This window comes from Humibacillus sp. DSM 29435 (genome assembly GCF_001758225.1).
GTDB lineage: Bacteria > Actinomycetota > Actinomycetes > Actinomycetales > Dermatophilaceae > DSM-29435.
This window is the reverse complement of sequence record NZ_MAST01000054.1, coordinates 1-20,870: the sequence shown is the minus strand read 5'-3', so window position 1 is coordinate 20,870 and position 20,870 is coordinate 1. Positions and strand designations below refer to the sequence as shown.

Genomic DNA, 20,870 nt, shown 5'->3' with positions numbered 1-20,870 from the left:
GCCGCCGACGCGCGGCGCTGTTGCGGGGTGAGCTGAACGGCATCCGGGATGCCGTTCACCTCACCTCAGGGGGCCGGCGGCGTGGTCGCCGTGCCCGTGTTGCTCGGCGGCGGCGGCGCCTGGGTGATCGTCTGGGTCGTGGTCACGGTGCTCGGCGGCGTGGTCGGTGCGGCGGCGACCTTGACCTCGATCGCAGAGCCGATCTTGACGACCTTGCCGGCGCCGGCGACCTCGAGCACCTGGTTCGAGGGCTTGTCAGACGCCACGTCGACGCGGGTGGGCTTCAACTTCAGATCGGTCAGACGCACCGCCGCCACCGAGAAGTCACCGCCGACGAGGTCGTCGGGCACCTGCACGTTGCCGGTGGCCACGTGGATCTTGATGTCGGCGCCCTTGTTGGCCGTGGTCCCGGCGGCCGGGTCGGTCTTGACCACCTTGTCCTTGTCGAAGTCGGCGGTGTTCTCCTGCACGATCTCGACGACCTTGAAGCCGGCATCCTCGAGGGCCTTGCGAGCCTGAGCCTGAGTCTGGTTCGAGACATCGGGAACGACGACGGTGTCGGGCCCCGACGACACCGTGTACTCGATGGTCGTCTGCTCATCGACCTTGGCGCCGGCAGGGGTGCCCTGCTGCACCACCAGGCCGACTGCGACGGAGGCGCTCGCCACGTTCGTCGCGTTGCCCTTGAGCTGGTTCGCGGTGAGCAGACGGTCGGCGGCCGTGTCGGTCTTGCCGACCAGCTGCGGAACCGTCACCTGGGCCGCAGGAGGGGGCGTGCGGTTGGTCAGCAGCGCGGTGACGCCCCAGCCGGCCAGGGCGAGCACGGCCAGCACGGCGATGGTGATGAGCGCGATCTTGCCGCCGCGACCCTTCTTCTGCGGCTCGTCCACCTCGGTGCCGACCCCGAGCGCACTCTCCTCGTCGTAGGCAACGACAGCCGGCTGCACCATCGTGGGGGTGCCCGGGGTCGCGTAGGGGGCCGGGATCGTCTGGGTGGGCTCGGCCCCGATCGCGTCTGCGGTGCCGAGCGCGGCGTCACTGACGGGCCGGCCGAGGCGCACGTTCTCGAGGTCGCGCCGGAAGTCGGAGGCGGTCTGGTAGCGCGCCTCTCGGTCTTTGGTCAGAGCGTGCAGGGTGACGGCGTCGAGGTCGCCCCCGACGGAGTCGTTGTAGACGCTCGGCGGGGCCGGGGCCTCTCCGACGTGCTGGTAGGCGATGGCCACGGGCGAGTCACCGGTGAAGGGTGGGCGACCGGCGAGCAGCTCGAAGAGCAGGCAGCCGGTCGAGTAGAGGTCAGAGCGCGCGTCGACCACCTGGCCCTGAGCCTGCTCGGGCGAGAGGTACTGCGCCGTGCCGACGACCGACTGGGTCTGGGTCATCGTGGCCGCGGTATCGGCGATGGCCCGGGCGATGCCGTAGTCCATCACCTTCACCACGCCGCGCGCGGTGATCATGACGTTGGCGGGCTTGATGTCACGGTGGACGATGCCCATCCGGTGGCTGTAGTCGAGAGCGTCGAGGATGTCCTCGGTGACCCGGATCGCCTCGAGGGGCTCGAACGGCCCACGCTCGTTCAGCTGCTCCCGCAGGGTGTGCCCGTCGACGTACTCCATGACGATGTACGGCACGGTCGACGGCTGGCCGTGTGGGTCGTCGCTGTCGAAGGCGTCCTCGCCGGAGTCGAAGATGGCGACGATCGAGGGGTGGTTGAGCCCGGCGGCCGACTGTGCCTCGCGCCGGAAGCGTGTCAGGAAGTTCGGGTCGCGGGCCAGGTCGGAGCGCAGGATCTTGATGGCGACCTGGCGTCCGAGACGGGTGTCGTGGCCCAGGTGCACGTCGGCCATGCCGCCTCGGCCGATGAGGGCGCCGACCTCGTAGCGTCCGCCGAGAATTCGGGTGTTGCTGCTCACGTGCTCTGCCTCTGCTCGGTCGGGGCGTTCTCGATGGGGTAGAACAGGTCGGGCGGGTGAGACGGGCCGGGTGCGCCGGCCCAGGTACGAAGCCTGGGCCCGTTGGCGAGGTCGATCATCTCAGCACCGCCTCCATGACGGCTCGGGCGATCGGCGCCGCCACCCGCCCACCGCCGATCTCGCTCCCGGTGACGCCGCCGTCCTCGACCACGACCGCCACGGCCACCTTGGGGTCGCTCGCCGGCGCGAAACTGATGAACCAGGCGTGCGGCGGCTTGCCCGGGTCGTGCTGGGCGGTGCCCGTCTTGCCCGCCACCGCGACCCCGCTGATCTGGGCGCGCGCCCCGCTGCCGTTGTCGACGACCGCCACCATCATCTTGGTGATGATCTGCGCTGTTCGTGATGACACCGCCTGCGACAGCTCGCTCGGCTTGCCGGTCTCGATCACGTCGAGGCCCGCGGTGCGCACCGACTGGATCAGGTAGGGCGTCATGACCCGGCCACCGTTGGCGATCCCGGCCGCCACCATCGCCATCTGGAGCGGGGTGGTGCGCACGTCGTACTGGCCGATGGCCGACTGCGCTGCCTGCGGCGCGTTGAGGTCGGCCGGCACCGAGCTGGGCGTCACCCGCAGCGGAACCTGCAGGCTGTCGCCGAAGCCGAACTTGGCGGCCTGGGCCCGCAGCTTCTCGCCGCCGAGGTCGAGACCGAGGGAGCCGAACGCCGTGTTGCACGAGATCTCCATGGCGTGGATCAACGTGGTCTGGTTGTTCGGCCCGCAGGGCTGGCCGGTCTCGTTGGGCAGGTTCGTGTCGGTGAGCGGCAGGTCGAGGGTGGCGGGCCCGGGCACGACGCTGTTCTCGTCGGTCACGATGCCGTTCTCGAGCGCCGCGGCGGCGGTGACGACCTTGAAGGTCGAGCCGGGTGGGTAGAGCTCGCTGATGCTGCGGTTGAGGAAGGCCTTGTCGGGGTCGGTGCGCAGCGTGTTCCAGGCGGCACCGGCCTTCTTCAGGTCGTGGCTGGAGATGGGGTTGGGGTCGTACTGCGGGTGGCTCACCATGGCGAGCACGGCGCCCGTCTGCGGGTCGAGGGCCACGACCGCGCCGCGGTTGTTTCCGAGCGCCTTGTCGGCCGCCGCCTGGGCCTTGGGGTCGATGGTCAGATCGAGCGTGGCACCCGCGGTCTGCCGTCCGGTCAGCAGATCGGTGACCCGTCGCACGAAGAGGCTGTCGGAACCGCCCGAGAGCAGGTCGTCGGAGGTGTGCTCGAGGCCGTACGGGTTGCCCACGGCGTAGGAGTAGAAGCCGGTGATCTGCGAGTAGAGCTTGCCCTGAGGGTAGGTGCGCAGCCATTTGTACTGGTCGTCGACCTTCACCGACGCGGCGATGTTCTGGTCGGCCACGACGATGGCGCCGCGCTCGCGCGAGTAGTTGTCGAGCAGGGTGCGCTTGTTGGCCGCCATGTCGTCGAGGCTCTTCGACTGCACGAACTGCACCATGGTCGAGGCCACGAGCAGCGCGGCGAACAGGGCGGCGATGAGCACGGACAGGCGCCGGACAGGGGTGTTCACCGCAGCTTCACCACCTGGGTGACGTCGGCCGGAGCAGCATCCTCGAGGGGGTTGTCGGAGGCGGCGGGCAGAGGCCGGCGGGCCTGGTCCGAGATGCGCAGCAGCAGGGCCAGGATCATCCAGTTGGCGAGCAGCGACGAGCCGCCGAGCGACATGAACGGCGTCGTGAGGCCGGTCAGCGGGATGACGCGGGTCACCCCGCCGATGACGATGAACACCTGGAAGGCGACCGAGAAGGACAGCCCGATCGCCAGCAGCTTGCCGAAGCCGTCACGCACCCCGAGGGCGGTACGGACCCCCCGCTGGCAGAAGATCAGGTAGAGCAGGATGATGCCGACCCCGCCGATGAGGCCCATCTCCTCGGCCAGGCTCGGGAAGATGAAGTCGCTCTCGGCGAACGGCGTCAGCCAGGGTCGACCGGCCCCGAGTCCAGAACCCGTCAGACCGCCGGCGGCCATGCCCCACAGGCCCTTGGCGAGCTGGTCAGACATGGCCAGGCTGTCGGCCGAGAACGGGTCGAGCCACAGGTCGACCCGGCGCTGGAAGTGCGAGAAGGCCGAGAGGGCGAACGCGACGGCCACCGCGAAGAGCAGCAGACCGATGACGATCCACGAGACCCGCTCGGTGGCGACGTAGAGCATGGCGACGAAGAGGCCGAAGAAGAGCAGGGCCGAGCCGAGGTCCTTCTGGAACACGAGGATCAGCAGGGCCAGCACCCAGGCCACCAGGATCGGCCCGAGGTCGCGTCCTCGCGGAAAGGTGAACCCGAGCACCTTCTTGCCCGCCAGGGAGAGCACGTCGCGTGTCTGCACGAGGTAGCCGGCGAAGAAGATCGTCAGGGCCACCTTGGCGAACTCGCCCGGCTGGAAGCTCAGCGGGCCGAGGGAGATCCAGATGCGTGAGCCGTTGACCGTTCGGCCGAGCCCCGGAACGAGGGGCAGCAACAACAGCACGATTCCGGCGGCCAACGAGATGAACGTGTAGCGCCGCAGCAGACGGTGGTCGCGCAGGCCGATGATCACCACGAGCGCGAGCACCACGCCGAGGGTGGTCCAGATCAGCTGACGGTAGGCGTCGCCGTCGACGCCCAGCTCGCCCCGGGCCAGGTCGAGCCGGTGGATCATCACCAGACCGAGCCCGTTGAGCACCACGACGATGGGCAGCAGCACTGGGTCGGCATAGGCGGCCCGCCAGCGCACGACCAGGTGCATCACCACGGCCAGCGCGGCGAAACCGCCGGCCACGGGCACGATGTTGGCCGGCACGGTGTCGTTGCGGTTGAGGTCGACCGTGACCCAGGCGAGCAGCACGATCGCGACCGCGACGATGAGCAGCACCAGCTCGAGCCCGCGCCGGGTCGGGGGGTTCAGCGGTTCGACGGTGGTCGTCACCGGGCTCCCACCGCCTGCACGAGACCTGCAGGGTTGTGGATGCCGCTGACGGAGCCGGCCCGAGCCCGCGCGGGCGGGGTCGACGGCGTGCTCGGCAGGCTGCGGGGTGAGGTGGTGCTGGGGGTGGGGCTGGTGGTCGGGCTGGCCGGCACCGTGGGCACGGGCGTCACGAGCGCCCCGGGAGTCGTGCCGCAGGCGGTGCCGGTGGCGGCGAGCACCCGGCAGCGGAAGGCTTCGACCCACAGCCGGTCGACCTTGGAGTGGGCGTCGGCGAGGTCGGTGGCCGCGATGGTGTTCTGCACCGAGGTCTGCAGGTCGCTGGGAAGGTCGGTGACGAGCACGCTCGTGGGGGTCTCGACGTGGGACAGCGAGATCGGGCCGAGGCTCTGCGAGACACCGCGAAAGATCGCCACCCGGCCGCTGTCGACACCGACGAAGAACTGCCGCTGAGACCAGGTCCAGGCGGCGTAGGCCCCGACGCCCAGCACGGCGAGCACCACGAGACCGCCGATGGTGCGGCGGGCGATGCGGGCCGCGGCGCCACGGCGCGTCTCCTCGGCGAGCTCGACCCCGGCGCCGTCGGCATCATGACGATCATGCTCGTCGTCGGTGTCGACAGCGTCGCCGAGATCGTCACGCCCCCCACCGGGGGGCTTGCGACGGGTCTCGCGAGTGAGCGCAGCGGCCTTCTCGGCGGGGCTGGTGGGGATGGCTCGGGTTCGACCCCGCAGGCGCTTGGCGGCCGCGCCGACGACCTCGGGAACCGTCGAGGGCAGGTCGTTGCCGTCAGCGTCGACGACGTCGGCGACGATGACCGTGACGTTGTCGCGGGTGCTGGCCTTGAGGGCCACCTCGATGCAGCGGTCGGCGGCCTCGTCGGGGCCGGCCGCCTCGCGCAGGATCTCCTCGATGACCTGGGCGCCGACAAAGTCGGAGAGCCCGTCGGAGCACAACAGCAAGCGGTCGCCGATCTTGGCCTCGCGCAGTGAGGTGTCCGGCTCATCGTCGGGCTGGCCGGTCATGACCCGGGTCACCACCGAGCGTTGGGGGTGGCTGCCGGCCTCTTCCCGGGTGATCCGGCCCTCGTCGACGAGCTGCTGAACGAACGAGTGGTCCTTGGTGATCTGGGTGAAGGTGTCGCCGCGCAGCAGGAAGGCTCGCGAGTCGCCGATGTGGGCCATGGCCAGCTTCGTGCCCGTGCGCAGCACGGCGATGGTCGTGCTGCCCATGCCGGCCAGCTTCGGGTTCTCGCGCATGGCGGCCGTGAGGTGCGCGTTGGCGGTGCGCAGGCCGCTCTCGAGCAGCGGGATCGCCTGGTCGGCCCCGACGTCCTCGTCGTCGAGCGGGGCGAGCTCGCCGACGATCATCGAGCTCGCGACGTCGCCCGCCGCGTGGCCGCCCATCCCGTCGGCGAGCACGAGCAGGTTGGGGCCGGCGTAGCCGGAGTCCTCGTTGCGAGACTTGGGGCCCAGCCCGAGGTTGGAGCGCGCGGCGTAGCGCAGGGCGATGGCCACCGGTCAGCCCCGCAGCTCGAGAACGGTCTTGCCGATCCGCAGGGTCGTTCCGATCTCGACGGGGCGGGGCGAGGTCAGGCGGTCACGGCCGATGAAGGTGCCGTTGGTCGAGCTGAGGTCTTCCACGAGCCAGCCGTCGCTGCCCGGGAAGAGCCGGCAGTGTCGGCCCGAGGCGTAGTCGTCGTCGAGCACGAGCGCGCACTCCGGGTTGCGACCGATGAGGATGCCGTTGCCGCGCAACGGCAGTGACGTGCCGGTCAGCGGGCCTTCGGTGACCGTCAGGGTGGTGGGGGCGTGGCGACCGCGACGGCGCGGAGGGTTGTTCTCGATCGGGCTCGTCATGCCGGAGGCGGCGCCGCTGCTGCCCGGTGCGGCCGACGCGGGCAGGTCGGTGGCGGCCTCAGCCGCTGCAGACCTCGCGGCCGGAACCGTCACCCGCGCCGCGCGACTCTGCTGCTTCTCCTGACGTTTGAGCGCCTTGCGCTGGCTGCGGCGAGAGATCGTGGTGCCGTAGATGTCGGCGCGCAGCACGCCCACGACACTGAAGATGAAGATCCACAGCAGCACGAGAAGGCCCAGCCGCAGCAGAGTCAGGGTCAGCTCACTCATGCAGCACCAGCATCGCCGGCCCGGCCCGGCCCGACCGCTCATCGGCTCTTCGACCGTCTGAGTGGCCAGCCGTTCGACCTGCCCGCTGACCGGCCCTCTCGTGGGCCCTCGTGGGGCTCACCGGCGACCGGCGCGGAAGATCGCCGAGGTGCGTCCGATCGTGACCCGGTCGCCGTCGTGGAGGCGCTGGCTGGTGATGCGGTCGCCGTTGACGAAGGTGCCGTTGGTCGAGTTCAGGTCGCGGATCGAGCTGACCAGGTGGGGCCCGTCGGTGGTGACCCTGACCTCGCTGTGCCGACGGGAGACGCCTGGGTCGTCCACCACGATGTCGGCCGAGTTGTCGCGGCCCAGGGTGGTGAGGCTGCCCACCAGGGGGTACCGGTCGCCGGCGATGTCGAGCCATGGCCGGGCCGACGGGTTGGTGCGCGGTGCAGCCCGAGGAACCGCACGCTCCTGCGCGGTGGGCTGCGGAACGTCTCGGCGTGGCCGGGGACGGTCGGTCGTCTGCGGGCCGGCGGGTGGTCTGGCTGCTCGGCTCGCGGGCTGGTTGGCGGGCTGGCCGGTGGGTTGGGAACGGGGCGAGTCGCCCTCCGGACGCTTCGCCGTGGCGGGGCGCACCCGGAACACACCGGTCTCGAGACCCTCTCCCTCGACCAGGTTGACCTCGAGGGGGCCGCCGGGCTGGTAGCCCTGCGAGTCGGCATGTTCCTGGGCCGCGGCCACCAGGTCGCCCGAGAGCTCGTCTTCGTAGTCGCCGAGCCGGTCGTAGTCGGTCTCACTCAGCTCGATGGTGTAGAGGTTCGGCACCATCGCCCGACCGTGACCGAGCAGAGCCGCCCGGTCGTCCATCGCACGCCTGATCGCCGAGGCGATCTCGACCGGCTGCACCTCCGACTTGAACGCCTTCGCGAACGCGCCGTGAACCGCCTTGGCCAGACCATTCTCGACCCGGTTGATGATGCCCACGCCTGGCTCCTCCCGCTGCTCGTCGGCTCCTGGTGGTCGGTGTTCACCCGGTGTTCGTGCTGCTCGGGCGCTTCATCGTAACCAGGTCGAGGCTCCCAGATCCCATCCGACGGGCGGAGATGACGGTGTTGTGTCTGCCCCTGTGGGTGGACGGTGTGCGCCCGGTGTGCGCCCGGTGACCGCGCTTCGGCACAGGTCTGTGTCCTCGGGTTTGCGCCTGAGTGACGACATGGGACGATCGCGAGGGCCAGACCCGGGCCCGCACGCAGTTCGGCAAGGAGCGCTCCATGAGCAACGACGACACCGGTGGCACCGGGCACGAGCACGACAGCACGCCCCGCACGCCGAGCCCGGCCGGCATCCCCGGCTACCCCTCCAACACCACCGTGCCCGGCGGCTTCGTGCTGCCGCTGCCGAGGGGGGTTCTCGGGCCCGTGCCAACCGACGTTGATGACGATCTGGTCGACGAGCCGGGTGACGAGCCGGTCGACGAGCACGCTGACCAGGTCGCCGCCGACCCGTGGTCGTCGACGTGGGACGACACGACGTGGCAGACCCCTCGCGGCGCTGAGGCTGAGAAGGCTGCCGAGGTGGCCCCGGCTGGCGGCGCGGTCGGCGCAGGCGAGGCGCTCCAGGTCGGCACGTCGGGCGACGCCGACGAGGTGTGGAGCGGCTGGACCCCGGCCGGCGGCGACAGCTCGTCGCGCGCGGCGAGGCGGTCGCGGGGCCAGAACGGGAACGGGCCCCGCCCGACCGGGCCGGGCGGGGCGCCGGGGCCGACAGGAACGCCAGAGCAGAGCGAGCCCACCGCGCCCGCCCGCCCGGTCGACCGCCCGTCGGCCGACGACCTCATGACGGCCAGGTCAAGGGGTGAGCGCCAGAAGCTGAAGGCGACCACCGGCATCCGCAAGGCCCTCGGTCTCGGCCCAGGCAGCAAGGAGCTCACCGAGCGCGACCGGCTCGAGCGCATCGGTCGCCCCCTGCACGGCCGCAAGACGGTCATGGTCATCAACACCAAGGGCGGCGGCGGCAAGACCCTCGTCACGCTCATGCTGGCCACCTACCTCGGTCGTCACCGGTCCGGTTCGGTGCTTGCGTGGGACAACAACGAGACCGAGGGCACCTTGGGCATGCGCGCGCCGTCGCAGCCGCACCACCGCACGGTTGTCGACCTGCTCGGGGCCCTCCCGCAGATCGCCGACGACCCGGGCGCCGGCACCTCAGAGCTGGCGCACTGGGTGCGTGAGCAGCGTGGCATCGGCTTCGACGTGCTGGCGTCGGCCGACGACGACGAGGCGATGCGCATCATCGGCGAAGACGAGTTCGAGAGTCTGCACACCCAGCTGTCGCGCTTCTACCGGATGATCGTCGTCGACACCGGCAACAACCGGCTCTCGCCGAACTGGCTGGCCGCTGCCGCCCGCGCCGACCTGCTCGTGTTCGCGACCTCCCTTAAAGACGACACCTCCGTCGTGGCCGCGAAGAACCTCGACGCCCTCGTCGCGATGGGGCGCCAGGACCTCGTGCAGAACGCGGTGTGCGTCATCTCGCACACCTCGCTGCGCGGCACCGACCTCGGGGCCGGGGTGCACACCCGCGAACACTTCGAGAAGTGGGTTCGCACCGTGGTCGACATTCCCTACGACCCGCGACTGGCGCCGGGGCTGCGCCTCGACCCGACGAAGATCGGCAAGCGAACCCACGAGGCCTGTCTCGAACTGGCTGCTTCCGTGGTCGACGGACTGTGAGCCGAGCCCCTCGCACCTGACCGAACCCACCGTCGAGAGGGCACTTCGTGTCGGTCCCGCCCCGCGCTCGCGCCCGCTCCTTGCCACACGCGGCCCTGTTGATAGGGCGGCTGACAGTGCGGTCAATGGTGCGGCTGATGGTGGCGGCCGGCCTGACGGTCGCCGGGGCGGCGGCGTGCACCTCGTCAGCGGGTGGGCCGGCGCCGGCGAGCACCAGGCCGAGCGCGGCGACTGCACCGACGTCAAGGCCCGCGCCCGTGCTGACTCCGCTCGACACCCTGCGTTGTGTCGTGCAGCGCACGATCACGACCGACCGGGGCGGGCTGCCGCCCGACTCGGTGAAGCCCGCCGAAGCGGTCGGAGCCGCAACCGAGGGGCCGGTCGAGACGGTGCCGGGGGCCGATGCCGCCGCCTGCCCGGGGGCGCTGCCGGCTGCGGGATGTGACGAGCCGAGCCCGTGGAGCCGGCCTGGTGACGAGCGCTTCTTCACGGCTTCGCGGGCCACCCGCCGGGTGGAGGGCGTCGTGACCTGGTCGCTGGTCAGCAAACCGCCGCCCTCTCAGAGTGCGGCCGCCGACGGGGTCAACGACCTGCAGTCGATCGGCTACGGCGTGCTGAACCTGAAGCGGGGCGACCCGGGGCGGGTGCTGGCCTACCTCGAACGTGTTGTGCGGCAGTGCGACAGCGCGATCCCTCTGAGTGTGGGCGGCCGTCGTGCCCTGGTGGGCACGGTCACCTCCCAGTTTCGCCAAGGCCCGGCCGACGTCGTGCTGCTGACGAGCCAGGATGCCGCAGCCTGGCTCCTGCTCGATGGCACGACCCAGCTGAGCGACACCGAGCTGGCCCGCATCGTCAGCGTGGCGGCATCCCGGCTGCTGCCTTCCTGAGTGTGACGGTGACGGGCGAGGTCACGTGCTGTCGGCGAAGCCCTGGTAGGACTCGCGGGCGCGGTCGAGGTAACGCCGGATGGCGGCACGCTCGTCGGCGGTGAAGTCGGCGGTAATCGCGTCGAGCGCGTCGAGCAGCTCGGCCAGCTGGGTGCGTACCTCTGCGTTGGCCGCCTCGGTCGGCACGAGCTGCACGCGGCGCCGGTCGGCGGTGTCGCGGCGTCGCAGCAGGTGCCCGGCCGACTCGAGTCGGTCGACGACGTCGGTCATGGCACCCGGGGTGATGCCGAGGCGGGCACTCAGCTCGCGTGGCCCCAGTGGCTCGGCGGCATACGCGATGTGGCTCATGGCGGCGAGGTCGGTCGGGTGCATGACCATCCGGCGGGCGAGAGCGCCCGCCGCGTCGGTGCTCGCAGACCCGAGCGCGCGCAGCGCGACCGTCTCGGGTTCGTGCTGACCGCGGGGGCCGGGCGTGCGACGACTTGCCATGTGTCGATCATACTGCTGTCATATGTTTAGACCATCGAAACACTTTGGGAGGCTCCCATGACGCAGCACAGCACGGCGACCGCACGTGGGGGTGACCGCCGTCGGTGGTTCGGCCTCGTCGCGATCAGCATCGCGGTGGCCTTGATCATCGTCGACTCGACGATCGTCAACGTCGCGATCCCGAACATCGTCGATGACCTCGACCTCACCAGCTCGCAGGTGCAGTGGGTGCAGGAGAGCTACACGCTCGTCTTCGCCGCGACCCTGCTGATCTGGGGCAGCGTGGCCGACCGCATCGGGCGACGTCGGATGCTGCTCATCGGCGTCGTCGTGTTCGTGCTCGCCTCCGGGCTCGCCGCCATCTCCGACTCCGGAGGCGCCCTCATCGGCGCGCGCATCGTGCAGGGTTTCGGGGGAGCGATGATCCTGCCGACGACGCTTTCGCTCATCAACGCCGGCTTCACCGGTCGTGACCGGGGCGTCGCCTTCGCCATCTGGGGCTCCACGATCGGGGGCATGGTCGCCGTCGGGCCTCTGCTCGGGGGCTGGCTCACGACCTCCTTCTCCTGGCGCTACGCCTTCGGCATCAACCTGCCCCTCGGCCTGCTCATCGTCGCCGGCGTGCTGCTCTTCGTCGACGAGTCGAGCTCGAAACGGCGCGAACGCATCGACCTGCTCGGCGCCGCCCTCTCGGCCGTCACCTTCGCCACGCTGGCGTTCGGGCTCATCGAGGGGCGCACCTACGGCTGGTGGTCGCTGCGCAAACCCTTCGACCTCGGCGGCATCGACTGGTCCCTGTCGATCTCACCGGTCCCCGTCGCCTTCGCGGTCACCCTCGTGGCCGGGGCGGTCTTCGTCTGGCGCACCCTGCGCCGCACCCGGGCCGGAAAGCCGACGCTGTTCAAGTTCGACCTCTTCAGCATCACCTCGTTCCGTAACGGCAACTTCGCCGCCATGATCGTGAGCCTCGGCGAGTTCGGCATCGTGCTGTCGCTGCCGCTCTGGCTCCAGAACGTGCTCGGTTACACCGCCTTCCAGACCGGCCTGGTGCTGTTGGCGCTCGCCATCGGGTCGTTCGCCGCGAGCGGGCTCTCGGCCTCGGTGCTCGCGAACCGCATGGAACCGCCTGCCATCGTGCGGGTCGGCATCGGTGCCGAGATCATCGGCGTGGCCGGTCTCGGGCTCGTCATCAGCCCCTCGACGTCGTGGCTGGCCATCGTGCCGTTCCTGTTCGTCTACGGCCTCGGCGTCGGTCTCGCGACGGCCCAGCTGACCGGTGTCGTGCTCGTCGACGTGCCGGTCGAGCGCAGCGGAGAGGGGTCGGGGCTGCAGAGCACGGCCCGCCAGGTCGGCTCGGCCCTCGGCATCGCCATCCTCGGCACCGTGCTCTTCACGATCACCGGCTCCCAGCTGCAGAACAAGCTCGCCGACTCGGGCCTCCCATCGACAGCGCAGACCCAGATCGTCGACGCCGTCGTCGAGAGCGCCGGCGGCGCGATCCCCGGCCTGGCCAAGAACCCGGCCACGGCAGCGGTGGCACCGATCGCCGAGCAGGCGTTCTCCGACGCGACCCGGGCCGCGGCGTTCACGGCATCCGGCTTCCTCGTGCTCGGACTGCTCGCGTCGCTGTCGCTGGGCGAGCGGAAGGGCAAACGACGCGGTCGACACGAACCCGGGGCGGAAGCCACCCTCGTCGCCGGGGCCGACGCCACCGCTGTGCCCTGATCCTCGGCCCCGTGTCGAGCCTGTCGACCCGCCCGGTTTGGCGTTGTAGAGGGTCATGCAGCACACTGTCTGCTTGTCACTGCGCGAGTGGCGGAATGGCAGACGCGCTGGCTTCAGGTGCCAGTGTCCGAAAGGGCGTGGGGGTTCAAATCCCCCCTCGCGCACCACGGTTACACAAGGCGAAACTCCCGGTCTCAGTATTCTGGCCGGGAGTTTTGCCTTGGCGGATCGAGGAGTCCGCTTTCGCACGTCGGTCGGCTGAATGGCGTCAACCTGGCTGGTCGGGCACGACGGTGAACAGGTGCGCACTGAGGGTGCCGTTGCAGGGCAGCTCCTTCACCGAGGTGGCGCCGATGCTGCGATCGCGGTTGTGTGACACCGACAACGCCGATGTACTGGCTCACCCACGGCCCCGGGCACGTGACGACAGGCACCACGACCACATTGCCGTTGGACTTGTACGTGCACTCGCCCGACGCCGACGCCGACCGCGGCCACCGGCCGAAGGTCGATCGGCGCATGGTCAAAGGCCCTGCGACAGCGGATACATGTGAGCGGAACCTGGCCGGCTACCTGGGACGGGCCTGGCTCGTCGTACGACGAGACGATTTGGTGTGAGAGCGCGCCAGTGTCACTGACCCCACGGAACGGCTTGCCGATTGCTGTCGGCCGTACCCCAGTCCACCGGATCGCCAGTCTCGGCATCGAAGACGTAACCCAGCGCTGAGACCCGGATTCCGCCGGCCACGAACGGTTTGGAGGGGTGCACGGTGAACGTGTACGAGTGGAAGGTTGAGTCGCAGGGCGGGTTCTCGGGGTCGCCGTTGCCGTTGCCGGTGATCCGCCCGCCGTTCTGAGAGGCCGTCACGAAGAAGCTCGAGACTCGATAGGGAGCCAGACACTTGATGGAGGCTGTGACGATGGCGCTGCCGTCGCTGTTGAGCCGAACCGGGCCGGTCGCAATCTTGACGACGACGTAAGGGCGCAGATAGACGCTCTGCTTCGACACCACCTCAGGAAGCGGCTTCATCGTGTGCGGATCAAGCACCGTCAGCCGGGCCGTGACCACTGCCGGCCCGACGCTGAAAGGCTCCCCATCGTCGCTGCCCGGCGCGACGAGAACGTCGCGTCGAACGCCGTCACAGACGATGTTGCCGGGAGCGACGTCATCTGCTCCGGCCAGCTGACCTTGAGTGATGGTCACGGGGAGCTTCTCGACGAGGGCGCCGCCGAAGCACCGTACCGACAGGGTCAAGATCGCCTGCCCGTAGCCCAGCGGATCGCCGACGTCTTTGATCCGCAGCTGCGGCGGCGCGATGTCACGCACCGCGGTGGCGGCCGAAGCAGGGCCGCCCAGCCCGGCCAGCACCAGGGCACCCGCCGCCGTCACGCCGAGCACAGTGCGCTTGATTCTGCCCATGAAGGACCGACCTCTCGTTGATGACGTTCGCTGATAGGCATCCGGTGCAGTCCAACTCAGTCTGGCCGAACTTGTCTCATGTCGTTGTGTTTTCGCGGAGGTGGTCATGGTCAGGTTGAGTGGGCCGTGGTCGAGAGCACTGATCTACCTCTGCGACTCTTGGTTGGGCCGCACGGTGCACCTAGGTTGGGCTGAAGACAGTGAGCCGCAGGTCGGCATCCGACGAGGATCTTTGGGAGACAACCGTGGCCACCCTTCGTGACCCTGCCAACCCGGCCGCCACGACAGAGGCACGCGAGCTGCTGGCCCTCATCCAGGCAACGGCCGGCACCCACGTGCTGTCGGGACAGCACAACACCCCGCGCGAGCTGTCGCAGTACAGCGACCAGGCGGCCGAGCTGACCGGGCACTATCCGGCCGTGTGGGGGCAGGACTTCGGCTTCGCCGCCGACGGCGACATGGACGGCGTGAACTTTCGGCAGGCCGTCATCGACGAGGCGATCGACCAGCACCGGGCGGGTTCGATCGTGACGCTCATGTGGCACGCCGTGCGGCCCACCGAGAACGAGCCGGTCACCTTCGACGGCAGCATCTGCGCCGGCCCGCTGCCACAGGCCGAGTGGGACGGGCTGCTCACAGAGGGCAGCGACATCCACACGCGCTGGGCTGCGCAGGTCGACACGATCGCCGGCTTCCTCACCCAACTCCGTGACGCGGCCGTACCGGTGCTCTGGCGCCCGTACCACGAGATGAACGGCGGCTGGTTCTGGTGGGGCGGGCGCCAGGGCGATGCGGGATACAGCGCGCTCTACCGGCAGCTCTACGAGCGCCTCACGATCGTGCACCACCTCGACAACCTGGTCTGGGTGTGGAACGCCAACGCACCCCGCGAGGATGCCGCTGCCTACGCCGGCTTCTACCCCGGTCACGACGTCGTCGACGTGCTGGCCGCCGACGTCTACGCGAACGACTACCGGCAGTCGCACCACGACGAACTGGAGGCGCTCGCCGACGGTCGGCCGATCGCCTTGGGCGAGGTGGGGGTGCTGCCGACTCCCGAGACCCTGCAGCGGCAGCCGCAGTGGGCCTGGTTCATGACCTGGACCAGCTTTCTCACCCGAGAGAACGACCCGGCCGACGTCCGTCGGCTCTTCGAGAATGAACGCGTCCGGCACCGAAGCTAGCGGTACGGGGCACTCGTCGGGGGCGCTGGAAGAGCGGGTCGAGCTGCCACCTCGGCGCCGACGGCCGCGAAATGCGAGACTGATCGGGTGCCCGAGCTGCCCGAAGTCGAGAGCGCCCGTGCGGCGATCGAACGAGCAGCACTGGGGCGCAAGATCGCCGACGTCGATGACAGTGACACCTACGAGTGCCGCCCGCACGCGCCGGGTGAGATCCGTGAGGCGCTCGTTGGTCGCAGCCTGGTCTCGGCCCAGCGGCAGGGCAAGTTCATGTGGTGCGAGACCTCCGGTATCGGCCGGTCCCGAACGGCGGGGCCAGAGCTGGCGATCCACCTGGGCATGAGCGGTCGCCTCGTGATCACCGGCCCCGATGGCCCCGGCGGCGGCCCCGCAACGCAGACCCAGGGCGGGGACTACCTGGGCACCGCCGACCCCAAAGGGGTGTTGCACCCGCGCAACCCGGCCTGGAACCGGTTCACTTTGGTTTTCGCCGACGGTGGCGAGCTGCGACTGTTCGACAAGCGGCGTCTGGGTCGGGTTCGTCTCGACCCCGACCGGTCAGCGCTCGGCCCGGATGCCCAGCAGATCACCCTGGCCCAGTTTCGCGACCGACTCGGTCGCGGCTCCTCGGCCGTCAAGGCCCGGTTGCTCGACCAGTCGGTCGTCGCCGGGGTGGGAAACCTCCTCGCCGACGAGACCCTCTGGCAGGCCCGGATCTCGCCTCAGCGACCGGCTGACGAGCTCGACGACGACGAGCTGGCCCGACTCCGCAGGGCGCTGCGCCGAGCCACCAGGGAGGCGATCACCAACGGCGGCGTGCACACCGGAGTCTTCATCGCGCATCGCACCCGGGCCGGGCACTGCCCCCGCTGCGGCGCCGAGGTGCACCGTGCCACGGTGGGCGGCCGCACCACCTTCTGGTGCCCCGCAGAACAGGAGTAGGTCGCGCTCGCGGCGGGCGGCTACCTCCTTGGGCTGTCCGCTTCGTCGATCAGGCCACGCCCTCAACCGGTTGCGGAATGGTGCACTTCCACCAACCTGAAAAATGCCTGATAAAAGCAACAATGAAACCTGCCAATAATACTTTCTGCCACCCCATTGATAACGCACAGAATCGGCGTAGATTCACGGCGCCGGGGCAAATATCTACTCCCCGATTGCGGCTGTCAGGCCGTTGCTGATCAATCAAGGAGATGCATGTGAAGCGTGTTTTCGGAAAGGCGGCGATCGGCTCGATCGCCTGCCTCGGACTTGCTGTGACGTCAGTCGGCATCGCAACCGCCACCACGGCGGGTGCGACCAGTGCGACATCAGGGGGCCGCAGGGTCGTCAACCAGGCCCCCACCTGGACCGCGCACGCCAAGCGCACCGGCGCTCAGAGCGGTGCGACCCGCCTGCACATGTCAGTGGTGCTCAACCTGCGCGACGCCGCTGGAGCCGAGAGCTTCGCGACCACCGTCTCAGACCCGACCAGCGCCCGCTACGGCAAGTACCTCACTGCGGCGCAGTGGCGTTCACGCTTTGCCCCGACGGACGCCGACGCCGCCACCGTGTCGACATGGCTCAGGTCGCAGGGCTTCACGGTTACCGGTACTCCGAAGAACCACCGCTTCATCAGCTTCGACGGCACGGCCGCCCAGGCGAACGCGGCCTTCGGAGCCCAGCTGTCGACCTTCAGCACGAAGACCGGAACCGCGACCGCGCCCAGCGCCGCCGTTTCGCTGCCGACCGCCATCGCCGGGCTGGTCGCCGGGGTCTCGGGTCTCGACAGCACAGCGCTGTCGAAACCCACCCACATCGGTGCGGGAGACGAGCTGGCGGCCTCGGCCACGGCTCAGTCGTTCTCGCTGTCGGCGCGGCAGGGCAGCACCAAACCGAACGACACCCTTCCGCCACCAACTGCCGTCTTCCGCAACGCGGCTCCCTGTTCCACTTTCTACGGCCAGAAGATTGCCTCGTCCTTGCCGCAGCTGGTCAAGAACCCGCAGCCGTACGCCGTCTGCGGCTACAAGCCGGCCCAGGTGCGCGGCGCCTACGGCATCGACTCCGCCCTTGCGCAGGGACATGACGGCCGCGGTGCCACAGTGGCCATCGTCGATGCGTATGCCTCCCCGACCATCTTCGCCGATGCCTCGACGTATGCGGCCAGGAACGACGCCCGTCACCCGCTGCGCAGCTACCAGTTCAGCCAGTCGACCCCGGCCACCTACACGGACACGGTTGAGTGCGGGGCGGATGGTTGGTACGGCGAGGAGACGCTCGACGTCGAAGCGGTGCACGCCACGGCCCCGGCCGCGAACATCCTCTACGTCGGCGCGCAGTCGTGCCAAGACGCCGACCTCGTCGCCGCCGTGAACACGGTGCTCGACAACGACCTCGCCCAGGTCATCTCGAACTCCTACGGCAGCGTCGGCGAGCCCTCGTCGGTGGCCGACGTGCAGGCTGAGCACCAGTCGGCCCTGCAGGCCGCGGCGCAGGGGGTCTCGCTGCTCTTCTCGTCGGGAGACTCCGGTGACGACGTGCTGGCGACCGGTTCTCGCCAGGTCGACTACGAGGCCTCCGACCCGTTCGTCACCGCAGTCGGTGGCACCTCGCTCGCCGTCACGTCTGAGAACGGCTACAGCTGGGAGCAGGGCTGGGGCACCGGCAAGTCGTTGCTGACCAACGGTGTGTGGGCTCCGAACCCGCCGGCGTACGTCTACGGCGGCGGCGGCGGCACGAGCCAGCTCTTCGGACAGCCCAAGTACCAGAAGGGCGTCGTTCCGGCCCGTATCGCGAACTACTTCGGGCAGGGTGCACACCGGGCCGTTCCCGACGTGGGCATGGTCGGTGACCCGCAGACCGGCTTCCTCGTCGGCCAGACGCAGACCTTCCCGAACGGCTCGGCGCGCTACTCCGAGTACCGCATCGGTGGCACGTCGCTCTCCAGCCCGCTCTTCGCGGGCGTCGTGGCCGTGGCCAACCAGACCCGAGGCTCGTCGCTCGGGTTCCTGAACCCGCGCATCTACCGGCTGGCCGGCACCGACGCCTTCCGTGACGTCAACCACTCCCGCACGGTCACTGACGCCGTGGTTCGCGTCGACTACGCGAACGGGGTCAACAAGAAGGACGGTCTGCTCACCTCGTTGCGCACGATCAACCAGACCGCGTCGATCCACGTCGGCAAGGGCTACGACGACGTGACCGGTGTCGGGTCGCCCAACGGTCTGGCGTTCTTCGACGCCATGAGCCGCTGATCGGCACTGCCTGACCGAAGCAGGCGAGACCCCCGGGCCGGCCACCGCCGACCCGGGGGTCTCGGCGTCTCACGACCTTGGCGTCCCGGCATGGCGGCGCCCCAGCAGGACGGTGTCGCTGCATGGTCCCTGCGTGGCGTACGACACGAACTGTCCCTTGGACGCTGGGTGGGTTCGGTCGTGATCGTGGCGTGGTCCCGGCGTAATCCTGGTTGTCGTCGTGGTCGAGCCCAAGGCGCCGACGCACTGACGCGATCCGACCTACGCTGGAGCCATGGCCTCCCTGCCGCTTTTTCCGCTCGGCACCGTACTGCTGCCGGGCGCTCGGCTTCCCCTGCAGATCTTCGAGCCGCGCTACGTCTCGATGCTTCGCGACATCGTGGACGGGCAGGCCGAGCGGCTCCCCATGTTCGGGGTGCTGGCCATCCGCGAAGGGTTCGAGGTGGGCGACGACGGTGTGCGCGCCCTGCATCCCGTCGGCTGCGCCGCGCTGCTGACCCAGGCGGCCTCGCTGGGTGACGAACGCTTCCTCATCGTCTGTGAGGGCACCGAGCGCTTCAAGCTCGAGGGAATCGAGAACGCCGGCACCGACTACTTCACCGGTGAGGTCAGCTGGATCGAAGAGGTCGACGGCGACCGGGCTGTGCTCGACGAGCTGTCGGCCAGACTCCGCCGCGAGATCGCCGCCTTCCGCCGCGCCACCTCGGCAGACGACGACGAAGCACCCCCCGATGACAACCGCGAGCTGTCGTACTGGCTACCGAACGTCGTCAACCTCGACCTGGGTGAGCGCCAGCAGCTGCTCGCCAGCGACGACACCGAGGCGCGGCTACGACTGGCCCTGCGACTGGTGCGCCGTGAACGCGCGCTCGCCGAAGCCCTGGGGGCGGTGGCGCCGCCACCCGACCGCCCGATGAACCTCAACTGAACCGGTGCCTGCGGGTAGGTTCTGCACCATGTGGCCACTGGCTAAGCTCACCGTCGGATGCGGCATCCGGTGACGAAGAGCCTGAGGGTGCTGGTCACCGGGGGCGCCGGGTTCATCGGTACGAACGTGGTCAGCGAGCTCGTCGCGCGGGGTCACACCACGACCGTGCTCGACTCGCTGCGCCCTGACGTGCACACCGACGGCGGTGAGGCGGCCCGCGCCCGGTTGCACGAGATCGCCGCCCGGAGCCCTGCCCCAGACCGAGCTGTCAATTTGGCGGTGGGCGATGCCCGTGACCTCGGCGTGGTCACACGACTGTGCGGAGATGTCGACGTGGTCGTACACCTGGCCGCCAAGGTCGGCCTGGGGCTCGACATCGACGACATCGACGACTACGTCTCGAGCAACGACCTCGGCACGGCGACGGTGCTGCGGGCCGCGGCCCGCGCAGGCATCACCCGCTTCGTGCAGGCGAGCTCGATGGTCGTCTACGGCGAGGGGCACTACACCTGTGATGACCACGGGGTCGTGCCTCCGGCCCCGCGCACCCGCGACTGGCTCGAGCAGGGCCGTTTCGACCCCCCCTGCCCCGTGTGTGCCGAGCCGCTCACCGCCGGGCTCGTCAGCGAGCACGCCCTGCTCGACCCGCGCAACACCTACGCCGTCACCAAGGTCGCCCAGGAGCAGCTGGCATCGGTGTGGTCTCGTGAGACCGGTGCGTCGGCCGTGTCGCTGCGGCTGCACAACGTCTACGGGCCGAACATGCCGAAGAACACGCCTTATGCGGGCGTCGCGGCGATCTTCGCGTCGGCGCTCGACCGTGGCGAGGCGCCCCGGGTGTTCGAGGACGGCGGCCAACGGCGCGACTTCGTGCATGTGACCGACATCGGGGCGGCGTTCGCCGTGGCCACGGAGGCCGACACCAGCGGGCACCGGGCCTTCAACGTCGGATCCGGGGTCGTGCACACCGTAGGAGACCTGGCGCAGGCCCTGTCGGGGGCCCGCGGTGGGCCTGAGCCGGTGGTGACCGGGCAGTTCCGGCTCGGTGACGTCCGGCACGTCACCGCCTCGAGTGAACGAATCGCCGACGAGCTCGGCTGGCGTGCCACGGTCTCGCTGGAGGACGGCGTGCGAGCGCTCACGTTCGACTGAGCGGCGTCCCGAGCCTCGAACGCCCACCCACCCCGGCCGCGCGTCGCGCCGCGCGTCGCGCAGGTGGTGTCGTGAATCCGACACTCTTGGCGCGTCGCGCCGCGCGTCGCGCAGGTGGTGTCGTGAATCCGACACTTTTGGCGC

The 20,870-nt window shown here is 69.8% G+C and carries 17 protein-coding genes and 1 tRNA gene; 9 read left to right on the top strand and 9 right to left on the bottom strand.

Annotated features, from left to right (window positions below; translation table 11 throughout):
• Positions 1-65: 65 nt before the first annotated feature.
• The 7 genes from pknB to BA895_RS22180 all read right to left on the bottom strand — a co-directional run bounded on the left by pknB (position 66) and on the right by BA895_RS22180 (position 7,960).
• Positions 66-1,910, bottom strand: coding sequence for a Stk1 family PASTA domain-containing Ser/Thr kinase (pknB, locus tag BA895_RS22205; RefSeq protein ID WP_070194079.1), 1,845 nt, complete (start codon positions 1,908-1,910; stop codon positions 66-68).
• Positions 1,907-2,029, bottom strand: a complete 123-nt coding sequence (locus tag BA895_RS24760; protein ID WP_256388470.1) for a hypothetical protein — start codon at positions 2,027-2,029, stop codon at positions 1,907-1,909. The genes pknB and BA895_RS24760 overlap by 4 nt, the downstream gene beginning before the upstream one ends.
• Positions 2,026-3,480, bottom strand: a complete 1,455-nt coding sequence (locus BA895_RS22200) for a penicillin-binding protein 2 (protein WP_070194078.1) — start codon at positions 3,478-3,480, stop codon at positions 2,026-2,028. The genes BA895_RS24760 and BA895_RS22200 overlap by 4 nt, the downstream gene beginning before the upstream one ends.
• Complete coding sequence (locus BA895_RS22195; RefSeq protein ID WP_070194077.1) at positions 3,477-4,871, bottom strand: FtsW/RodA/SpoVE family cell cycle protein; 1,395 nt, start codon at positions 4,869-4,871, stop codon at positions 3,477-3,479. The genes BA895_RS22200 and BA895_RS22195 overlap by 4 nt, the downstream gene beginning before the upstream one ends.
• Positions 4,868-6,385: a PP2C family serine/threonine-protein phosphatase gene (locus tag BA895_RS22190; protein WP_070194076.1), complete on the bottom strand. Its 1,518-nt coding sequence runs from the start codon at positions 6,383-6,385 to the stop codon at positions 4,868-4,870. Before BA895_RS22190 ends, BA895_RS22195 begins: the two co-directional genes overlap by 4 nt.
• Positions 6,386-6,388: 3 nt before the next feature.
• The gene (locus BA895_RS22185) at positions 6,389-6,994 is read right to left on the bottom strand and encodes an FHA domain-containing protein (RefSeq protein WP_070194075.1); all 606 of its coding nucleotides are present in this window, start codon (positions 6,992-6,994) and stop codon (positions 6,389-6,391) included.
• A 117-nt stretch (positions 6,995-7,111) separates the two neighbouring features.
• A complete protein-coding gene (locus BA895_RS22180) occupies positions 7,112-7,960 on the bottom strand; it encodes a DUF3662 and FHA domain-containing protein (RefSeq protein ID WP_070194074.1) in 849 nt (282 codons plus the stop codon).
• 287 nt (positions 7,961-8,247) lie between these two features.
• Here BA895_RS22180 and BA895_RS22175 point away from each other — a divergent pair, with 287 nt between their 5' ends.
• Positions 8,248-9,708: a hypothetical protein gene (locus tag BA895_RS22175; protein WP_139142838.1), complete on the top strand. Its 1,461-nt coding sequence runs from the start codon at positions 8,248-8,250 to the stop codon at positions 9,706-9,708.
• Positions 9,709-9,833: 125 nt separating this feature from the next.
• Entirely contained in the window at positions 9,834-10,595 is a 762-nt protein-coding gene (locus tag BA895_RS22170; protein WP_139142837.1) for a hypothetical protein, read from the top strand.
• Between the two features lie 21 nt (positions 10,596-10,616).
• On the opposite strand, the gene BA895_RS22165 is transcribed toward BA895_RS22170, so the two are convergent.
• Positions 10,617-11,084: a MarR family winged helix-turn-helix transcriptional regulator gene (locus BA895_RS22165; RefSeq protein WP_083283676.1), complete on the bottom strand. Its 468-nt coding sequence runs from the start codon at positions 11,082-11,084 to the stop codon at positions 10,617-10,619.
• Between the two features lie 57 nt (positions 11,085-11,141).
• Between BA895_RS22165 and BA895_RS22160 the strand changes: the two genes are divergently transcribed.
• Positions 11,142-12,809, top strand: a complete 1,668-nt coding sequence (locus BA895_RS22160; protein ID WP_070194071.1) for a DHA2 family efflux MFS transporter permease subunit — start codon at positions 11,142-11,144, stop codon at positions 12,807-12,809.
• 81 nt (positions 12,810-12,890) lie between these two features.
• Positions 12,891-12,976, top strand: a tRNA-Leu gene (locus BA895_RS22155).
• 464 nt (positions 12,977-13,440) lie between these two features.
• Here BA895_RS22155 and BA895_RS22145 read toward each other — a convergent pair.
• Positions 13,441-14,229 carry a hypothetical protein gene (locus BA895_RS22145; RefSeq protein ID WP_070194069.1) on the bottom strand — a complete coding sequence of 263 codons (789 nt, stop codon included), beginning with the start codon at positions 14,227-14,229 and terminating at the stop codon, positions 13,441-13,443.
• Positions 14,230-14,474: 245 nt separating this feature from the next.
• Between BA895_RS22145 and BA895_RS22140 the strand changes: the two genes are divergently transcribed.
• The 5 genes from BA895_RS22140 (at position 14,475) to BA895_RS22120 (ending at position 20,726) form a co-directional block, all read left to right on the top strand.
• A complete protein-coding gene (locus BA895_RS22140; RefSeq protein ID WP_070194068.1) occupies positions 14,475-15,413 on the top strand; it encodes a glycoside hydrolase family 26 protein in 939 nt (312 codons plus the stop codon).
• 87 nt (positions 15,414-15,500) lie between these two features.
• Positions 15,501-16,352 (top strand): Fpg/Nei family DNA glycosylase, encoded by an 852-nt coding sequence (locus tag BA895_RS22135; protein ID WP_070194067.1) that lies wholly within the window; start codon positions 15,501-15,503, stop codon positions 16,350-16,352.
• Positions 16,353-16,609: 257 nt separating this feature from the next.
• Positions 16,610-18,646 (top strand): protease pro-enzyme activation domain-containing protein, encoded by a 2,037-nt coding sequence (locus BA895_RS22130; protein ID WP_217493973.1) that lies wholly within the window; start codon positions 16,610-16,612, stop codon positions 18,644-18,646.
• 274 nt (positions 18,647-18,920) lie between these two features.
• The gene (locus BA895_RS22125; protein ID WP_070194065.1) at positions 18,921-19,574 is read left to right on the top strand and encodes an LON peptidase substrate-binding domain-containing protein; all 654 of its coding nucleotides are present in this window, start codon (positions 18,921-18,923) and stop codon (positions 19,572-19,574) included.
• A gap of 69 nt (positions 19,575-19,643) precedes the next feature.
• The gene (locus BA895_RS22120; RefSeq protein WP_254666613.1) at positions 19,644-20,726 is read left to right on the top strand and encodes an NAD(P)-dependent oxidoreductase; all 1,083 of its coding nucleotides are present in this window, start codon (positions 19,644-19,646) and stop codon (positions 20,724-20,726) included.
• Positions 20,727-20,870: the final 144 nt, after the last annotated feature.

Coding starts and splice junctions, on each gene's coding strand:
- BA895_RS22175 (WP_139142838.1), top strand. CDS start 8,248: ATGAGCAACGACGACACCGGTGGCACCGGGCACGAGCACGACAGCACG.
- BA895_RS22165 (WP_083283676.1), bottom strand. CDS start 11,084: ATGGCAAGTCGTCGCACGCCCGGCCCCCGCGGTCAGCACGAACCCGAG.
- BA895_RS22185 (WP_070194075.1), bottom strand. CDS start 6,994: ATGAGTGAGCTGACCCTGACTCTGCTGCGGCTGGGCCTTCTCGTGCTG.
- BA895_RS22125 (WP_070194065.1), top strand. CDS start 18,921: ATGGCCTCCCTGCCGCTTTTTCCGCTCGGCACCGTACTGCTGCCGGGC.
- BA895_RS22170 (WP_139142837.1), top strand. CDS start 9,834: ATGGTGCGGCTGATGGTGGCGGCCGGCCTGACGGTCGCCGGGGCGGCG.
- BA895_RS22145 (WP_070194069.1), bottom strand. CDS start 14,229: ATGGGCAGAATCAAGCGCACTGTGCTCGGCGTGACGGCGGCGGGTGCC.
- BA895_RS22160 (WP_070194071.1), top strand. CDS start 11,142: ATGACGCAGCACAGCACGGCGACCGCACGTGGGGGTGACCGCCGTCGG.
- BA895_RS24760 (WP_256388470.1), bottom strand. CDS start 2,029: ATGATCGACCTCGCCAACGGGCCCAGGCTTCGTACCTGGGCCGGCGCA.